The following is a 14,139-nucleotide window of genomic DNA, read 5'->3' on the forward strand; positions in this document are numbered from 1 at the left end:
ACCCCTCACTAGTTCGCCTTTCAACTTCTTAGGTAGACTTCATTCATGGAGACCGAGACGGCCACGCGCTGGCTGACCGATGCGGAGCAGTGCGCCTGGCGCACCCACCTGGAGGTCAACAGGCTGTTGACGTACCAGCTCGAGAAGGACCTGCAGCCGTTCGGCCTGACGATGAACGACTACGAGATCCTGGTGAACCTCTCCGAGTCCGAGGACGTACGGATGCGGATGAGCGACCTCGCGTCCGCCACCCTCCAGTCCAAGAGCCGCCTCTCGCACCAGATCACCCGCATGGAGAACGCGGACCTGGTGCGCCGCGAGAACTGCGAGTCCGACCGCCGCGGGCTGTACGCCGTCCTCACGGAGCACGGCATGGAGACGATGCGGAAGGTCGCGCCGCACCACGTGGCGTCGGTGCGGCGGCACTTCATCGACCTGCTGGACCCGGAGGCGCTGACGGAACTGGACAAGGCGCTGAAGCCCATCGCGGAGCACCTGCGGGGGCAGCGGGGACGCCCGTAAGCCCCTGGTCCTGTCCGGGGCCCGCGGCAGACGCCACCGGACGGCCCCGGACCCACCACGGCGGCAGCCCCGGGCACTGCGCCGGGGCAACTCCTCCGGTGGGGACCCGGCCGCCGTCGGACAGCCCCTCCGTCGGACCCGGTGCTCGCGCCGGGGGGGCGGAGGGCGTGGCGGGCCCCCGCGCCGGCGGGGGGCCGGTGCAGGCTGCCGTGGCACTCCCCCGTTCCCGCGCGCCCCGCCGCGGGCGGTTCAGCCCTGGGTCAGGCCCGCCACCAGTTCGTCGGCCGCGCGGTACGGGTCCAGTTCGCCCGCGACGATCCGCTCGGACAGCGCGCTCAGACGCCGGTCGCCGTGCAGGTCGCCGATGCGTTCGCGCAGGGCGGTGACCGCGATGGTCTCCACCTCGCGGGCCGCGCGGGCACGGCGGCGCTCGGTCAGGACGCCCCGCTCCTCCATCCAGGCCCGGTGCTTCTCCAGGGCCTCGACGACCTCGTCGACACCCTCCGCCCGGGCCGCCACGGTCTTGACGATGGGCGGACGCCAGTCGCCGGGACCGCGGGCCTCGCCGAGGCCCAGCATGTGGTTCAGCTCGCGGGCGGTGGCGTCCGCGCCGTCCCGGTCGGCCTTGTTGACGACGTAGACGTCGCCGATCTCCAGGATCCCGGCCTTGGCCGCCTGGATGCCGTCCCCCATGCCGGGGGCCAGGAGGACGACGCTGGTGTCGGCCTGGGAGGCGATCTCCACCTCCGACTGGCCGACGCCGACCGTCTCGACCAGGATCACGTCGCAGCCCGCCGCGTCCAGCACCCGGATGGCCTGCGGCGCGGCCCAGGCGAGGCCGCCGAGGTGGCCGCGGGTCGCCATGGAGCGGATGTAGACCCCCGGGTCGGAGGCGTGCTCCGACATACGCACCCGGTCACCGAGCAGCGCGCCGCCGGAGAACGGCGAGGACGGGTCGACGGCGAGGACGCCGACCCGCTTGCCCTGCTTGCGGTACGCCGTCACCAGCGCCGAGGTGGAGGTCGACTTGCCGACCCCCGGGGAGCCGGTGAGACCGACGACGTAGGCGTTGCCGGTCAGCGGCGCGAGGGCCGCCATGACCTCCCGCAGCTGCGGGGACGCCCCCTCCACCAGCGAGATCAGCCGGGCCACGGCCCGCGGCCGGCCGTCCCTGGCCTGGGCCACCAGCGAGGAGACGTCCTGCATCACAGCTCCGTTCACGTGTTCCACGTACGACGATTCGAACGTACGGCGAGAGGTCGGTCGGGGGACAGCCCGGCCGTCAGGCCTTGGGCACCCGGACGATCAGCGCGTCGCCCTGGCCGCCGCCGCCGCACAGCGCCGCCGCGCCGACCCCGCCGCCCCGGCGCTTCAGCTCCAGCGCCAGGTGGAGCACCAGACGGGCGCCGGACATCCCGATCGGGTGACCGAGGGCGATCGCGCCGCCGTTCACGTTCACCTTTTCGGTGGACACCCCGAGATCCTTCATTGACTGCACGGCCACCGCGGCGAACGCCTCGTTGATCTCGATCAGGTCGAGGTCGGAGACGTCCAGGCCCTCCTTCTTCAGGGCGTGCAGGATCGCGTTGGACGGCTGGGACTGCAGGGAGTTGTCCGGGCCCGCCACGTTGCCGTGGGCGCCGATCTCGGCGATCCAGTCCAGGCCCAGCTCCTCGGCCTTGGCCCTGCTCATCACGACCACGGCCGCGGCGCCGTCGGAGATCTGCGAGGAGGACCCGGCGGTGATCGTGCCGTCCTTGGTGAAGGCCGGGCGCAGCTTGCCCAGGCCCTCGGCGGTGGTGTCGCCGCGGATGCCCTCGTCCTTGCTGAACAGCACCGGGTCGCCCTTGCGCTGCGGGATCTCCACAGGGGTGATCTCGGCCTCGAAGACGCCGTTCTTCTGGGCGGCGGCGGCGCGCTGGTGGGACAGGGCGGCGATCTCGTCCTGCTCGGCGCGCCCGATGCCCAGGCGGGCGTTGTGCTTCTCCGTCGACTCGCCCATGGCGATGTTCTCGAAGGCGTCGGTCAGGCCGTCGTACGCCATCGCGTCGAGCATCTCCACCGCGCCGTACTTGTAGCCGTCGCGGGACTTCGGCAGCAGGTGGGGGGCGTTGGTCATGGACTCCTGACCGCCGGCCACGACGATGTCGAACTCGCCCGCGCGGATGAGCTGGTCGGCCAGCGCGATCGCGTCGAGGCCGGAGAGACACACCTTGTTGACCGTGAGCGCCGGGACGTTCATCGGGATGCCGGCCTTCACGGCGGCCTGGCGGGCCGGGATCTGCCCGGCGCCCGCCTGGAGCACCTGGCCCATGATCACGTACTGCACCTGGTCGCCGCCGATGCCCGCGCGGTCCAGGGCCGCCTTGATCGCGAAACCGCCCAGGTCGGCACCGGAGAACGACTTCAGGGAGCCGAGCAGCCGGCCCATGGGCGTGCGTGCGCCGGCGACGATCACGGAGCCGGTCGTACCGGAGTTTCCAGAAGACATGAGCTGCGATTCCCCTTACCGGCCTGCACAGCCGAGGAGTGAACGAGGGTTTACTTCGAATGTACTGAGCGGCGGTCGGCCCCGTCATCGGGCCGTCGGTGTGATCGCGCGCACGTTGCGTAACCACCCCGCCCGCGCTCCACTGAAACCATGCTGACGCGAATCGACCACATCGGGATCGCCTGCCACGACCTCGACGCGACCGTCGAGTTCTACCGGACCACGTACGGCTTCGAGGTGTTCCACACCGAGGTCAACGAGGAGCAGGGCGTGCGCGAGGCCATGCTCAGGATCAACGGGACGTCGGACGGCGGCGCCTCCTACCTCCAGCTCCTGGAGCCGACCCGCGAGGATTCCGCCGTGGGCAAGTGGCTCGCGAAGAACGGCGAGGGCGTCCACCACATCGCCTTCGGCACCGCGGACGTCGACGCGGACGCCGCGGACATCCGGGACAAGGGCGTCCGCGTGCTGTACGAGGAGCCGCGACGCGGCTCCATGGGGTCACGGATCACCTTCCTGCACCCCAAGGACTGCCACGGTGTCCTCACAGAACTGGTCACTTCGGCGCCCGTCGAGTCGGCCGAGCACTGACCGACGTACATAAGGGCCGGTAGGGTTGGGGGCGATCGTCACCGGCAACGGGACGATCCGGTCCTGCCGTCAAGGCGGGAGCGCCGGGGTCCGGGTTTCGGGGGACGAGCGACGGGGCAGCAGCCCATGCTCCGCCGTCGATCTGACACCATTCCCCCGGGGGCCCCGTTCGGCGGATGGACGGAGCTCGTTTGGACAGGCTTGCGACCAGGGGACGGATGGGACCGCGCAGTGCGGGGCTACGAACGCCAGGAGCGAGAGCCGGCGGCTGACGTCGACCACCTCTCTCGGTTCGAGGCCGAGATGGAGCGGCTGAAGACCGAGCGGGAAAAGGCGATCCAGCACGCCGAGGACCTCGGCTACCAGGTCGAGGTGCTGCGCGCCAAGCTGCACGAGGCGCGTCGCACCATCATGACCCGGCCCGCCTACGACAGCGCCGACATCGGTTACCAGGCCGAGCAGTTGCTGCGCCAGGCGCAGGTGCAGGCCGACCAGATCCGCGCCGACGCCGAGCGCGAGCTGAGCCAGGCCCGGGCGCAGACCCAGCGCATCCTCCAGGAGCACGCCGAGCAGGCCGCCCAGCTCCAGGCCGAGCTGCACCAGGAGGCGGTGACCCGGCGCCAGCAGCTCGACCAGGAGCTGGCCGAGCGCCGGCAGACCGTCGAGTCCCACGTCAACGAGAACGTGGCCTGGGCCGAACAGCTGCGCGCCCGCACCGAGCAGCAGGCCCGCCGCCTCCTCGACGAGTCCCGCGCCGAGGCCGAGCAGGCCATGGCCGCGGCCCGCGCCGAGGCCGAGCGGCTGACCGCCGAGGCCCGGCAGCGGCTGCGCGGCGAGGCCGAGTCGGCGCGCGCGGAGGCCGAGCAGATCCTGCGCCGGGCCCGCACCGACGCCGAGCGCCTGCTCAACGCGGCCTCCACCCAGGCGCAGGAGGCCACCGACCACGCCGAGCAGCTGCGCAGCACCACGGCCAGCGAGTCGGACGCCGCCCGCCGGCAGAGCGCCGAGCTGAGCCGGGCCGCCGAGCAGCGGATGGCACAGGCCGAGGAGGCGCTGCGCAAGGCGCAGGCCGAGGCCGAGAAGCTGGTCACCGAGGCCAGGGAGAGCGCCGCCAAGGCACTGGCGAGCGCGGAGTCGGCCAACGAGCAGCGCACCCGCACCGCCAAGGAACAGGTCGCCCGGCTGGTCGAGGAGGCCACCAAGGAGGCCGAGAGCACGAAGTCCGAGGCCGAGCAGCTGGTCGCGGACGCCCGTGCCGAGGCGGAGAAGATCGTCGCCGAGGCCTCGGAGAAGGCCCGCAGCGTCACCGCGGAGGAGACGGCCACCCAGCTGTCCAAGGCGGCCAAGACCGCCGAGGACGTGCTGAACAAGGCGTCCGAGGACGCCAAGAAGACCACGAAGGCGGCGGCCGAGGAGGCCGAGCGGATCCGCTCGGAGGCCGAGGCCGAGGCGGACCGGCTGCGCGCCGAGGCGCACGACATCGCCGAGCAGCTCAAGGGCGCGGCGAAGGACGACACCAAGGAGTACCGCGCCAAGACGGTCGAGCTGCAGGAGGAGGCGCGCAGGCTGCGCGGCGAGGCCGAGCAGCTGCGCTCCGACGCGGTCGCCGAGGGCGAGAAGATCCGCGCGGAGGCCCGGCGCGAGGCCGTGGCGCAGATCGAGGAGGCGGCGAAGTCCGCCGAGGAGCTGCTGGCCAAGGCGAAGGCGGACGCCGACGAGCTGCGCGGCAGCGCGACCGCGGACAGCGAGAAGGTCCGCACCGAGGCCATCGAGCGGGCCACCGCGCTGCGCCGGCAGGCCGAGGAGACCCTGGAGCGCGCCCGCGCGGAGGCCGAACGGCACCGGACGGAGGCGGACGAGCACGCCGAGTCGGTCCGGGCGGAGGCCGAGCGCGCCGCGACCGGGCTGCGCGAGGAGACCGAGCGCGCGCTGGCGGCCCGGCAGGCCGAGGCCACCGAGGAGCTGACCCGGCTGCACACCGAGGCCGAGGAGCGCCTGGCCGCCGCCGAGCAGTCGCTCACCGACGCCCGGGAGGAGGCCGAGCGGATCCGCCGCGAGGCCGCCGAGGAGGCCGAGCGGCTGCGCGCCGAGGCCGCCGAGCGGATCCGGACGCTCCAGCAGCAGGCGGAGGCCGAGGCCGTGCGGCTGCGGGACGAGGCCGCCGCGGACGCGTCGGCCTCCCGCGCCGAGGGCGAGGCCGTCGCCGTGCGGCTGCGGTCGGAGGCCGCGGCCGAGGCGGAACGCCTGAAGACGGAGGCCCAGGAGACCGCCGACCGGGTCCGTGCCGAGGCGCAGGCCGCCGCGGAGCGGCTGGGCGCGGAGGCGTCCGAGACGCTGGAGGCCGCGCGGGAGGAGGCGGCCCGGCGCCGCCGCGAGGCCGAGGAACTGCTCGGTTCCGCCCGCCAGGAGGCCGGCCAGGAGCGGGAGCGGGCGCGCGAGCAGAGCGAGGAGCTGCTGGCGTCGGCGCGCAGGCGGGTGGAGGAGGCGCAGGCCGAGGCCACCCGGCTGGTGGAGGAGGCCGACCGGCGCGCCACCGAGATGGTGTCGGCCGCCGAGCAGCACGCGCAGCAGGTGCGGGACTCCGTGGCCGGGCTGCACGAGCAGGCGCAGGAGGAGATCGCCGGGCTGCGTTCGGCCGCCGAGCACGCGGCGGACCGTACGAAGCGGGAGGCCGAGCAGGAGGCGGACCGGGTCCGCTCCGACGCCTACGCCGAGCGGGAGCGGGCGAGCGAGGACGCGGCCCGGCTGCGGCGCGAGGCGGGCGAGGAGACCGAGGCCGCCAAGGCGCTGGCCGAGCGCACGGTGTCCGAGGCCATCGCGGAGGCCGAGCGGATCCGTACGGACGTCGCCGAGCACGCGCAGCGGGTGCGGACCGAGGCGTCCGACACGATCGCGCAGGCCGAGCAGGACGCCACGCGGACGCGTGCGGACGCCCGGGACGACGCCAACCGGATCCGTTCGGACGCGGCGACCCAGGCGGACGCGCTGATCTCCGAGGCGCGTTCGGAGGCCGAGCGGCTGCAGACGGAGACGGCGGCGGAGGCCGAGCGGCTGCGCGCGGACACCATCGCGGAGACCGATCAGCTGCGCGCGGACACCGTCGCGGAGACCGATCAACTGCGCGCGGACACCGTCGCGGAGACTGATCAGCTGCGGGCCGACACCGTCGCCGAGACGGACCGGCTGCGCACGGAGACGGCCGCGGAGGCCGAGCGGGTACGGACCGAGGCGCTCGCCGAGGCCGAGCGGGTGCGGGCCCGTTCCGTCGCCCGGGCGGAGAAGCTGATCTCGGACGCCACGGGGGACGCGGAGCGGCTGCGCGCCGAGGCCGCGGAGACGGTCGGCTCCGCCCAGGCCCGCGCCGAGCGGATCCGCATCGAGTCGGAGCGGGTCGAGGCCGCGGCGGCGGCGGAGGCCGAGCGGCTGACGACGGCCGCCCGCGAGGAGGCCGAGCGGACCCTGGACGAGGCCCGCCAGGAAGCGAACAAGCGGCGTTCGGAGGCGGCCGAGCAGGTCGACAAGCTGATCACCGAGACCACCGCCGAGGCCGACAAGCTGCTCACCGAGGCGCAGGCGAACGCGGTCAAGACCAAGGCGGACGCGGAGTCGCAGGCCGACACGATGGTGGGCGCGGCCCGCCAGGAGGCCGAGCGGATCCTGGCCGAGGCGACCGTCCAGGGCAACACGGCGGTGGAGAAGGCCCGTACGGACGCGGACGAACTGCTGGTCGGTGCCCGCCGGGACGCCACGCAGATCCGCGAGCGCGCCGAGGAGCTGCGCCAGCGCCTCACCACCGAGATCGAGGAGCTGCACGAGCGGGCCCGCCGCGAGGCCGCCGAGACGATGAAGTCGACCGGCGACCGCTGCGACGCGCTGATCAAGGCCGCCGAGGAGCAGTTGGCGAAGGCGCAGGCCAAGGCCAAGGAGATCGTCTCGGACGCCAACACCGAGGCGGGCAAGGTGCGCATCGCCGCGGTGAAGAAGGCCGAGGGGCTGCTCAAGGAGGCCGAGCAGAAGAAGGCGAAGCTCGTCAAGGAAGCCGAGGAGCTGAAGGCGGAGGCGGTCCAGGAGGCGCGGCGCACGGTCGAGGAGGGCAAGCGCGAGCTGGAGATCCTGGTGCGCCGGCGCGAGGACATCAACGCCGAGATCTCCCGGGTCCAGGATGTGCTGGAGGCGCTGGAGTCCTTCGAGGCGCCGGGGTCCGGGAAGGACACCGGGGTCCGGGCGGGCGCGACGGTGGGCGCACCCCGGTCGGGTGGCAAGTCGTCAGAAGGTTAGCCTTTAGGGTGAATTCGGGGCCTCACGGGGGAGCTTCCGAAGGCTTCGCCGGGGTACTTGGCAAGTGCTCCGGCGGTCAGCCACCCAAAAGAGGTGTCATTCTCCAGATCAAACACGTATCCGCTCGATGACACACCGCTTCGGCCCCTAGGATTCGACCTATCACCTCACCGGTCTCATTCGACAGGAACCCCATGAGCGACACTTCCCCCTACGGCTTCGAGCATGTGCGGCGTGGGTACGACCGCGCTCAGGTGGACGACTACATCGCCAGGCTCGACTCCGACCTCGCCGACGCCCGCGCGCAGACCAAGATGCTGGAGAAGCGCATCGAGGAGCTCCACCTCGAGACGCAGACGGCGCAGGCCCAGATCTCCGACGCCGAACCGTCGTACGCGGGTCTCGGCGCCCGGGTCGAGAAGATCCTCCGCCTCGCCGAGGAGGAGGCCAAGGATCTGCGTGAGGAGGCCGCGCGCGCTGCCGAGCAGCACCGTGAGCTGGCCGAGGCGTCGGCGCAGCAGGTCCGCAACGACGCCGAGTCCTTCGCCGCGGAGCGCAAGGCCAGGGCCGAGGACGAGGGCGTCCGGATCGTCGAGAAGGCCAAGAGCGAGGCCTCCCAGCTGCGCACCGAGGCGCAGAAGGACGCGCAGTCCAAGCGGGAGGAGGCGGACGCCCTCTTCGAGGAGACCCGCGCCAAGGCCGCGCAGGCCGCCGCCGACTTCGAGACGAACCTGGCCAAGCGCCGCGAGCAGTCCGAACGTGACCTGACGCTCCGCCAGCAGAAGGCGGAGAAGCGGCTCGCGGAGATCGAGCACCGCGCCGAGCAGCTGCGTCTGGAGGCGGAGAAGCTGCGCACCGACGCGGAGCGCCGCGCCCGCCAGACCGTGGAGACGGCGCAGCGCCAGGCCGAGGACATCGTGGCCGACGCCAACGCCAAGGCGGACCGCATCCGTTCGGAGTCCGAGCGTGAGCTGGCGGCGCTGACCAACCGCCGCGACTCGATCAACGCCCAGCTGACGAACGTCCGCGAGATGCTGGCGACGCTGACCGGTGCCGCGGTGGCCGCCGCGGGCAGCCCGGCCGAGGACGAGCCGGTCTCCCGCGGAGTCCCGGCGCAGCAGACGCGGTAACCCGGGGGGGCAGCGGTCCCGGTGAGCGGGCCCCGCGCCGGCCACCGGGACACTGTCGGCGAATCCGGGCACGAGCGTGACGCCGGCCCTCACGACCCCTCGCGGTCGTGGGGGCCGGCGTTGTGGTGTGTCCGGACGGGTGCGGACGCCGCGCCGGCCGCGGCCTTCACCGCCGGGGAAGGGGCTTCCGGACGCGGTGGCCGGCCGTGTCCCGCCGGGGTGACGCTGGGCCGGACGGCTCAGGGGCCCGGTGGCGCGGGGCCCGGCGCGCCCTTAGCGTGGCCGCATGATCGAGCTGGCGGGGCTGACCAAGCGCTACGGCGAGAAAGTGGCGGTAGACGACCTCACCTTCACGGTGCGACCGGGCACCGTCACCGGATTCCTGGGGCCCAACGGCGCCGGGAAGTCCACGACCATGCGGATGATCCTGGGCCTGGACCACCCCACCGGCGGGTACGTGCGCATCGACGGCCGGCACTACCACGAGCTGCAGGACCCGCTGACGTACATCGGTGCCCTGCTGGACGCCAAGGCCGTGCACGGCGGGCGCACCGCGTACCACCACCTGCTGTGCCTGGCGCAGAGCAACGGCATTCCCACCGCCCGGGTGCACGAGGTGCTGGAGACGGTGGGTCTGACGGCGGTCGCCCGGAAGAAGGCGAAGGGGTTCTCGCTCGGCATGAGCCAGCGCCTGGGCATCGCGGGCGCGCTGCTGGGCGATCCGCGGATCCTGATGTTCGACGAGCCGGTCAACGGGCTCGACCCCGAGGGCATCCACTGGATCCGCAGCCTGATGCAGTCGCTGGCCGCGCAGGGCCGTACGGTCTTCGTCTCCTCGCACCTGATGAGCGAGATGGCGCTGACCGCCGGCCATCTCGTGGTCATCGGGCAGGGGCGGCTGCTCGCGGACACCTCCATGGCCGACTTCATCGAGCGCAACGCGCGCTCCCGCGTCCGCGTCCGCACGCCCGACCGCGAGCGGCTGCTGGACGCGCTGCACGGCGCCGGGATCCAGGCCGTGGAGAGCGGGGACGGGGCGCTGGAGGTGGACGGCGGCAGGTCCGAGGAGATCGGCGAGCTGGCCGCGCGCCACCAGGTGGTGCTGCACGAGCTGAGCACCCGGCAGTCCTCGCTGGAGGAGGCGTTCATGCGGCTGACCGCGTCCTCGGTGGAGTACCACGCGCACGCGGAGCCGGCCGAGCGGCGGTGGGGCGCGGACTGGGGCGCCCGGTCGGCGGTGGATCCGGCGGGATCGGGGTCCGGGCCGGGGGCGGGACCGCATGCCGGACCAGGAACACGACCGGATGCGGGTCCGGGAGCAGGGCCGTACGCGGGGCCGGAAGAGAGCGCGGCGCGGACGACGGTGGAGGGCTGAGGCATGGCGGCGACCCAGATCATCCGCTCGGAGTGGACCAAGATCCGGTCGGTGGCGTCGACGGTGTGGACGCTGTCCCTGGCGGCGGTGGTCACCATCGCCCTCGGCATGCTGATCTCGGCTCTGACCAGGAACGAGTTCGGGAACATGCCCGCCCGCGAGCGGCTCTCCTTCGACCCCACCTTCATCAGCTTCGCGGGCATGACCCTCGGTCAGCTGGCGATGATCGTCTTCGGGGTCCTGGTGGTGTCCAACGAGTACAGCACCGGCATGATCCGCACCTCACTGGCCGCGGTCCCCCGGCGCGGGATCTTCCTGGCGAGCAAGGTGGCCGTCGCGGCCGCCCTGGCCCTGCTCGTCGGCATGGCCACCAGTTTCGCCGCCTTCTTCCTCGGGCAGGCGATGCTCGGCTCACTGCGGACCTCGCTGGACGCGCCGGGTGTGCTGCGCGCGGTCATCGGCGGCGGCCTCTACATGACCCTGATCGCCGTGTTCTCGATGGCCGTGGCCGTGATGCTGCGCTCGCCGATGCTGTCGCTGGGCATCCTGATGCCGTTCTTCTTCCTGATCTCCAACATCCTCGGCAACGTCTCGGTGACGAAGAAGATCGGCCAGTACCTGCCCGACCAGGCGGGCAGCCGCATCCTGCGGGTGATCCCCCGGGTCGGCGACGACACTCCCTACGGCCCGTGGGGCGGCCTCGGCATCATGACGCTGTGGGTGATCGCGGCGCTCGCGGCCGGCTACGCCCTTCTGCGCAAGCGGGACGCCTGAGTACATACCGCCGCAGATCATGGCGTACCGCACCCGAACGTCTTTACTTTCTTTTGGCCGGAACCGTCAGCGCCCGGATATCCTCCTAAGAGTTGCGAACAAAAGGGGAGTCCGATCAGCTCGCGGCGTCCGGTGCGTGCGATCGCAAGGCGCCGGAGGGTCCTTGTAGCGGAGCTACCAGGGCCTTTCGGCAACGCCGCGAGCGTGCGTGCCGGACGCCGCGAGCCGGGCGCCCCTTTTGTTCGCAGCTCTAAGCCTTACGGGGGCGTGCGCCCCGCTGTCCTGAACCTCGGGACGGCTACCTTCCGATGGGACCGGAGCATGATCGAGGCAGTCGGCCTGACCAAGCGCTACGGCGCCAAGACCGCCGTGAACAACCTCTCCTTCCGGGTGCGGCCCGGCGCCGTGACCGGCTTCCTCGGGCCGAACGGCTCGGGCAAGTCGACGACCATGCGGATGATCCTGGGCCTGGACAACCCCACCGCGGGCACGGTGACGATCGGCGGCTACCCCTACCGCCGGCTGCCCAACGCGCCGCGCCAGGTCGGCGCCCTGCTGGACGCCAAGGCGGTGCACGGCGGCCGCAGCGCCCGCAACCACCTGCTGTCCCTGGCCCAGTTGTCGGGCATCCCGCCCCGCCGCGTCGACGAGGTGCTGGGGGTCGTCGGTCTGCAGGAAGTGGCCCGCCGGCGCTCGAAGGGCTTCTCGCTCGGCATGGGGCAGCGGCTCGGTATCGCGGCGGCGCTGCTGGGCGACCCGCAGGTGCTGCTGTTCGACGAGCCGGTCAACGGCCTCGACCCCGAGGGCATCCTCTGGGTGCGGAACCTGATGAAGTCGCTGGCCGCCGAGGGCCGTACGGTCTTCGTCTCCTCGCACCTGATGAGCGAGATGGCGCTGACCGCCGACCATCTGATCGTGATCGGGCGCGGGCAACTGCTCGCGGACATGAGCGTGACGGACTTCATCTCCGCCAACTCCGCGGACTTCGCCCGGGTCCGCACCCCCGACACCGAGCCGCGGCAGCGCGAGAAGCTGACCTCCGCGCTGACCGAGGCCGGCGGGCAGGTGCTGCCCGAGCAGAACGGCGCGCTGCGGGTGACGGGACTGACGCTGCCGCGCATCAGCGACCTCGCGCACGAGGCGGGCGTACGGCTGTGGGAGCTGTCGCCGCACCAGGCCTCGCTGGAGGAGGCGTACATGCGGATGACGCAGTCGGTGGTGGACTACCGCTCGACGACCGACGAGAAGGCCGGTCTGATGCAGCCGCTGCCGCCCGGTGTCCAGCCGCCCCTGCCGGTGCCCGGCCAGGGCCAGCCCGGCTGGTACGCCCCACCGCCGCCCCAGGCGCAGCCCGCCGCGGGCGCCCCGGGGCCCTACGGCGCGCAGCCCCGGCCGTTCGGCGCCCCCGGCGCGGGCGCGCCGAACCCGTACGCGCAGGCCGCGCCCGCCGCGCCGGCCGCCCCCGCAGTAGACGTCACCAAGTCCGAGGACGCCCGATGAGCACGCCGCAGACGCCCATGCCGCAGGCCGCGCAGCCCTCCTGGGAGGCCGGGTCCGCCGCTTCGCCCGCCCCCGGTTACACCTCCCCGATCCCCGTCGTCCGCACGCACCTGGGACACGCCCTCGCCTCGGAGTGGACCAAGATCAGGTCGGTGCGCTCCACGATGTGGACGCTGGGCGTCTTCGTCCTGATCGTGGTCGGGGTCGGGCTGCTGGTCGGCGTGGTGACCGTGTCCTCCTCGGCGGACGTCGCCAACGAGCCGCACCCACTGGTGCTGGGCTTCATCGGCGTGCTGCTGGGCAGCATCTGCGTGATCACGCTCGGGGTGCTGACCACCTCGTCCGAGTACGGCACCGGCATGATCCGGACCACCATGACGGCCTGCCCGACCCGTGGCCGGGTGCTGGCGGCCAAGGCGCTGGTGTTCTTCCTGCTCACCTTCACGACCACGCTGGTGTGCACCGCGCTCGTCGCCTTCGCGCAGATGGCGATGCTCGCGGGCGACGGTCCGATCCGCCAGCCGAGCGGCGCCGAATGGTTCAAGGCGACGGTCGGCGTCAGCCTCTACCTGGCCCTGCTGGGCCTGCTCTCGCTGCTGATCGGCTCGATCCTGCGCCACTCGGCGGGCGGCATCACCATCATGATCGGCCTCGTGCTCGCCCCGCTGGTCATCGCGCTGTTCATGTTCACGCGGTCGCTGGAGAAGGTGCGCACCGCCCTGTTCGAGTACTCGATCCCGAACCAGCTCAGCGTGTTCTACTCCACCTCGCTCGGCGAGTCCGGCCCGTCCGGCTGGGACCCGCTGTGGATCCTGCTGGGTGTCACCGCCGTGGTCGGCGCGGGCGCCTGGGCGCTGCTGCGGGAGCGGGACGTGTAGGACCTGCGGGGCACCCCGGCGCCGCGGGTCCGCGGCCCGCGGGGTGCCGGGTCCTCAGAACCGCGGCGCGTTCCTGGACCGCTGCACCCGTGTGGTGCGGCGGTCCTTCGCGTTCCAGCAGGCCTTGTGCCAGTGCCGGCGGTCGTCCACCCCGGCGTACTCCGGCCAGGCCACCACGTGCGGGACGCCCGAGCCGATCAGCTGGTCGCACCCCGGGCAGCGGTACGTCTTGCCCTGCGCGCCGGCACCGGCGACATGGCGCACGCTCCACTCCTCGCCCTGCCAGTTCTCGCTGGACTGCCAGCCTCCGTAGCGGCCCGCCGCGTCGTCCTCCGCGCTCCGGCCGGACGAGCCAGGACCCTTGGGACGGTTGCGACGCGGGGACACGGGACACCTCACCGGTTCTGCGGAAGGACGGGGTCCCTCCAGCGTACGCGGCGGCGCCGGGCGGACGCGCAAGGAACCGGATTCCCCGCCGAACCGCCCAAGTCGCTCCCCGGAACGGTCAATTCCGCAGACAATCCGGAAATCCCTCCGCCAGGCCGTGTCCTCGGCACGTGTCGGCCGGTTATGCCCCGTGGGGGAGCGCCGCGTCGGAGC

General features: G+C 72.7%; 11 protein-coding genes. 8 read left to right on the top strand and 3 right to left on the bottom strand.

What is annotated here, in order from left to right; all coding sequences use genetic code 11:
* Positions 1 to 45: 45 nt before the first annotated feature.
* The gene (locus tag AC6I72_RS10015) at positions 46 to 522 is read left to right on the top strand and encodes a MarR family winged helix-turn-helix transcriptional regulator (protein WP_366724809.1); all 477 of its coding nucleotides are present in this window, start codon (positions 46 to 48) and stop codon (positions 520 to 522) included.
* Between the two features lie 249 nt (positions 523 to 771).
* On the opposite strand, the gene meaB is transcribed toward AC6I72_RS10015, so the two are convergent.
* Positions 772 to 1,728: a methylmalonyl Co-A mutase-associated GTPase MeaB gene (gene meaB, locus AC6I72_RS10020; protein WP_498004639.1), complete on the bottom strand. Its 957-nt coding sequence runs from the start codon at positions 1,726 to 1,728 to the stop codon at positions 772 to 774.
* Positions 1,729 to 1,804: 76 nt separating this feature from the next.
* Positions 1,805 to 3,013, bottom strand: a complete 1,209-nt coding sequence (locus AC6I72_RS10025) for an acetyl-CoA C-acetyltransferase (protein ID WP_498000475.1) — start codon at positions 3,011 to 3,013, stop codon at positions 1,805 to 1,807.
* 150 nt (positions 3,014 to 3,163) lie between these two features.
* Between AC6I72_RS10025 and mce the strand changes: the two genes are divergently transcribed.
* The 7 genes from mce to AC6I72_RS10060 all read left to right on the top strand — a co-directional run bounded on the left by mce (position 3,164) and on the right by AC6I72_RS10060 (position 13,539).
* Positions 3,164 to 3,604: a methylmalonyl-CoA epimerase gene (gene mce, locus AC6I72_RS10030; RefSeq protein WP_037851751.1), complete on the top strand. Its 441-nt coding sequence runs from the start codon at positions 3,164 to 3,166 to the stop codon at positions 3,602 to 3,604.
* Between the two features lie 231 nt (positions 3,605 to 3,835).
* Entirely contained in the window at positions 3,836 to 7,882 is a 4,047-nt protein-coding gene (scy, locus tag AC6I72_RS10035; RefSeq protein ID WP_498000476.1) for a polarized growth protein Scy, read from the top strand.
* A 194-nt stretch (positions 7,883 to 8,076) separates the two neighbouring features.
* On the top strand, positions 8,077 to 9,012 hold the full coding sequence (locus AC6I72_RS10040) for a cellulose-binding protein (protein WP_498000477.1): 936 nt from the start codon (positions 8,077 to 8,079) through the stop codon (positions 9,010 to 9,012).
* 286 nt (positions 9,013 to 9,298) lie between these two features.
* Positions 9,299 to 10,387 carry an ABC transporter ATP-binding protein gene (locus AC6I72_RS10045; protein WP_498000478.1) on the top strand — a complete coding sequence of 363 codons (1,089 nt, stop codon included), beginning with the start codon at positions 9,299 to 9,301 and terminating at the stop codon, positions 10,385 to 10,387.
* A gap of 3 nt (positions 10,388 to 10,390) precedes the next feature.
* The gene (locus tag AC6I72_RS10050) at positions 10,391 to 11,161 is read left to right on the top strand and encodes an ABC transporter permease (RefSeq protein ID WP_498000479.1); all 771 of its coding nucleotides are present in this window, start codon (positions 10,391 to 10,393) and stop codon (positions 11,159 to 11,161) included.
* A 321-nt stretch (positions 11,162 to 11,482) separates the two neighbouring features.
* The gene (locus AC6I72_RS10055) at positions 11,483 to 12,661 is read left to right on the top strand and encodes an ABC transporter ATP-binding protein (RefSeq protein WP_498000480.1); all 1,179 of its coding nucleotides are present in this window, start codon (positions 11,483 to 11,485) and stop codon (positions 12,659 to 12,661) included.
* A complete protein-coding gene (locus tag AC6I72_RS10060; RefSeq protein WP_498000481.1) occupies positions 12,658 to 13,539 on the top strand; it encodes an ABC transporter permease in 882 nt (293 codons plus the stop codon). The genes AC6I72_RS10055 and AC6I72_RS10060 overlap by 4 nt, the downstream gene beginning before the upstream one ends.
* Before the next feature lie 54 nt (positions 13,540 to 13,593).
* Here AC6I72_RS10060 and AC6I72_RS10065 read toward each other — a convergent pair whose 3' ends face one another.
* Positions 13,594 to 13,926 (bottom strand): Rv1322 family protein, encoded by a 333-nt coding sequence (locus AC6I72_RS10065; RefSeq protein WP_498000482.1) that lies wholly within the window; start codon positions 13,924 to 13,926, stop codon positions 13,594 to 13,596.
* Positions 13,927 to 14,139 lie beyond the last annotated feature (213 nt).

This window comes from Streptomyces sp. Xyl84, from assembly GCF_059731885.1.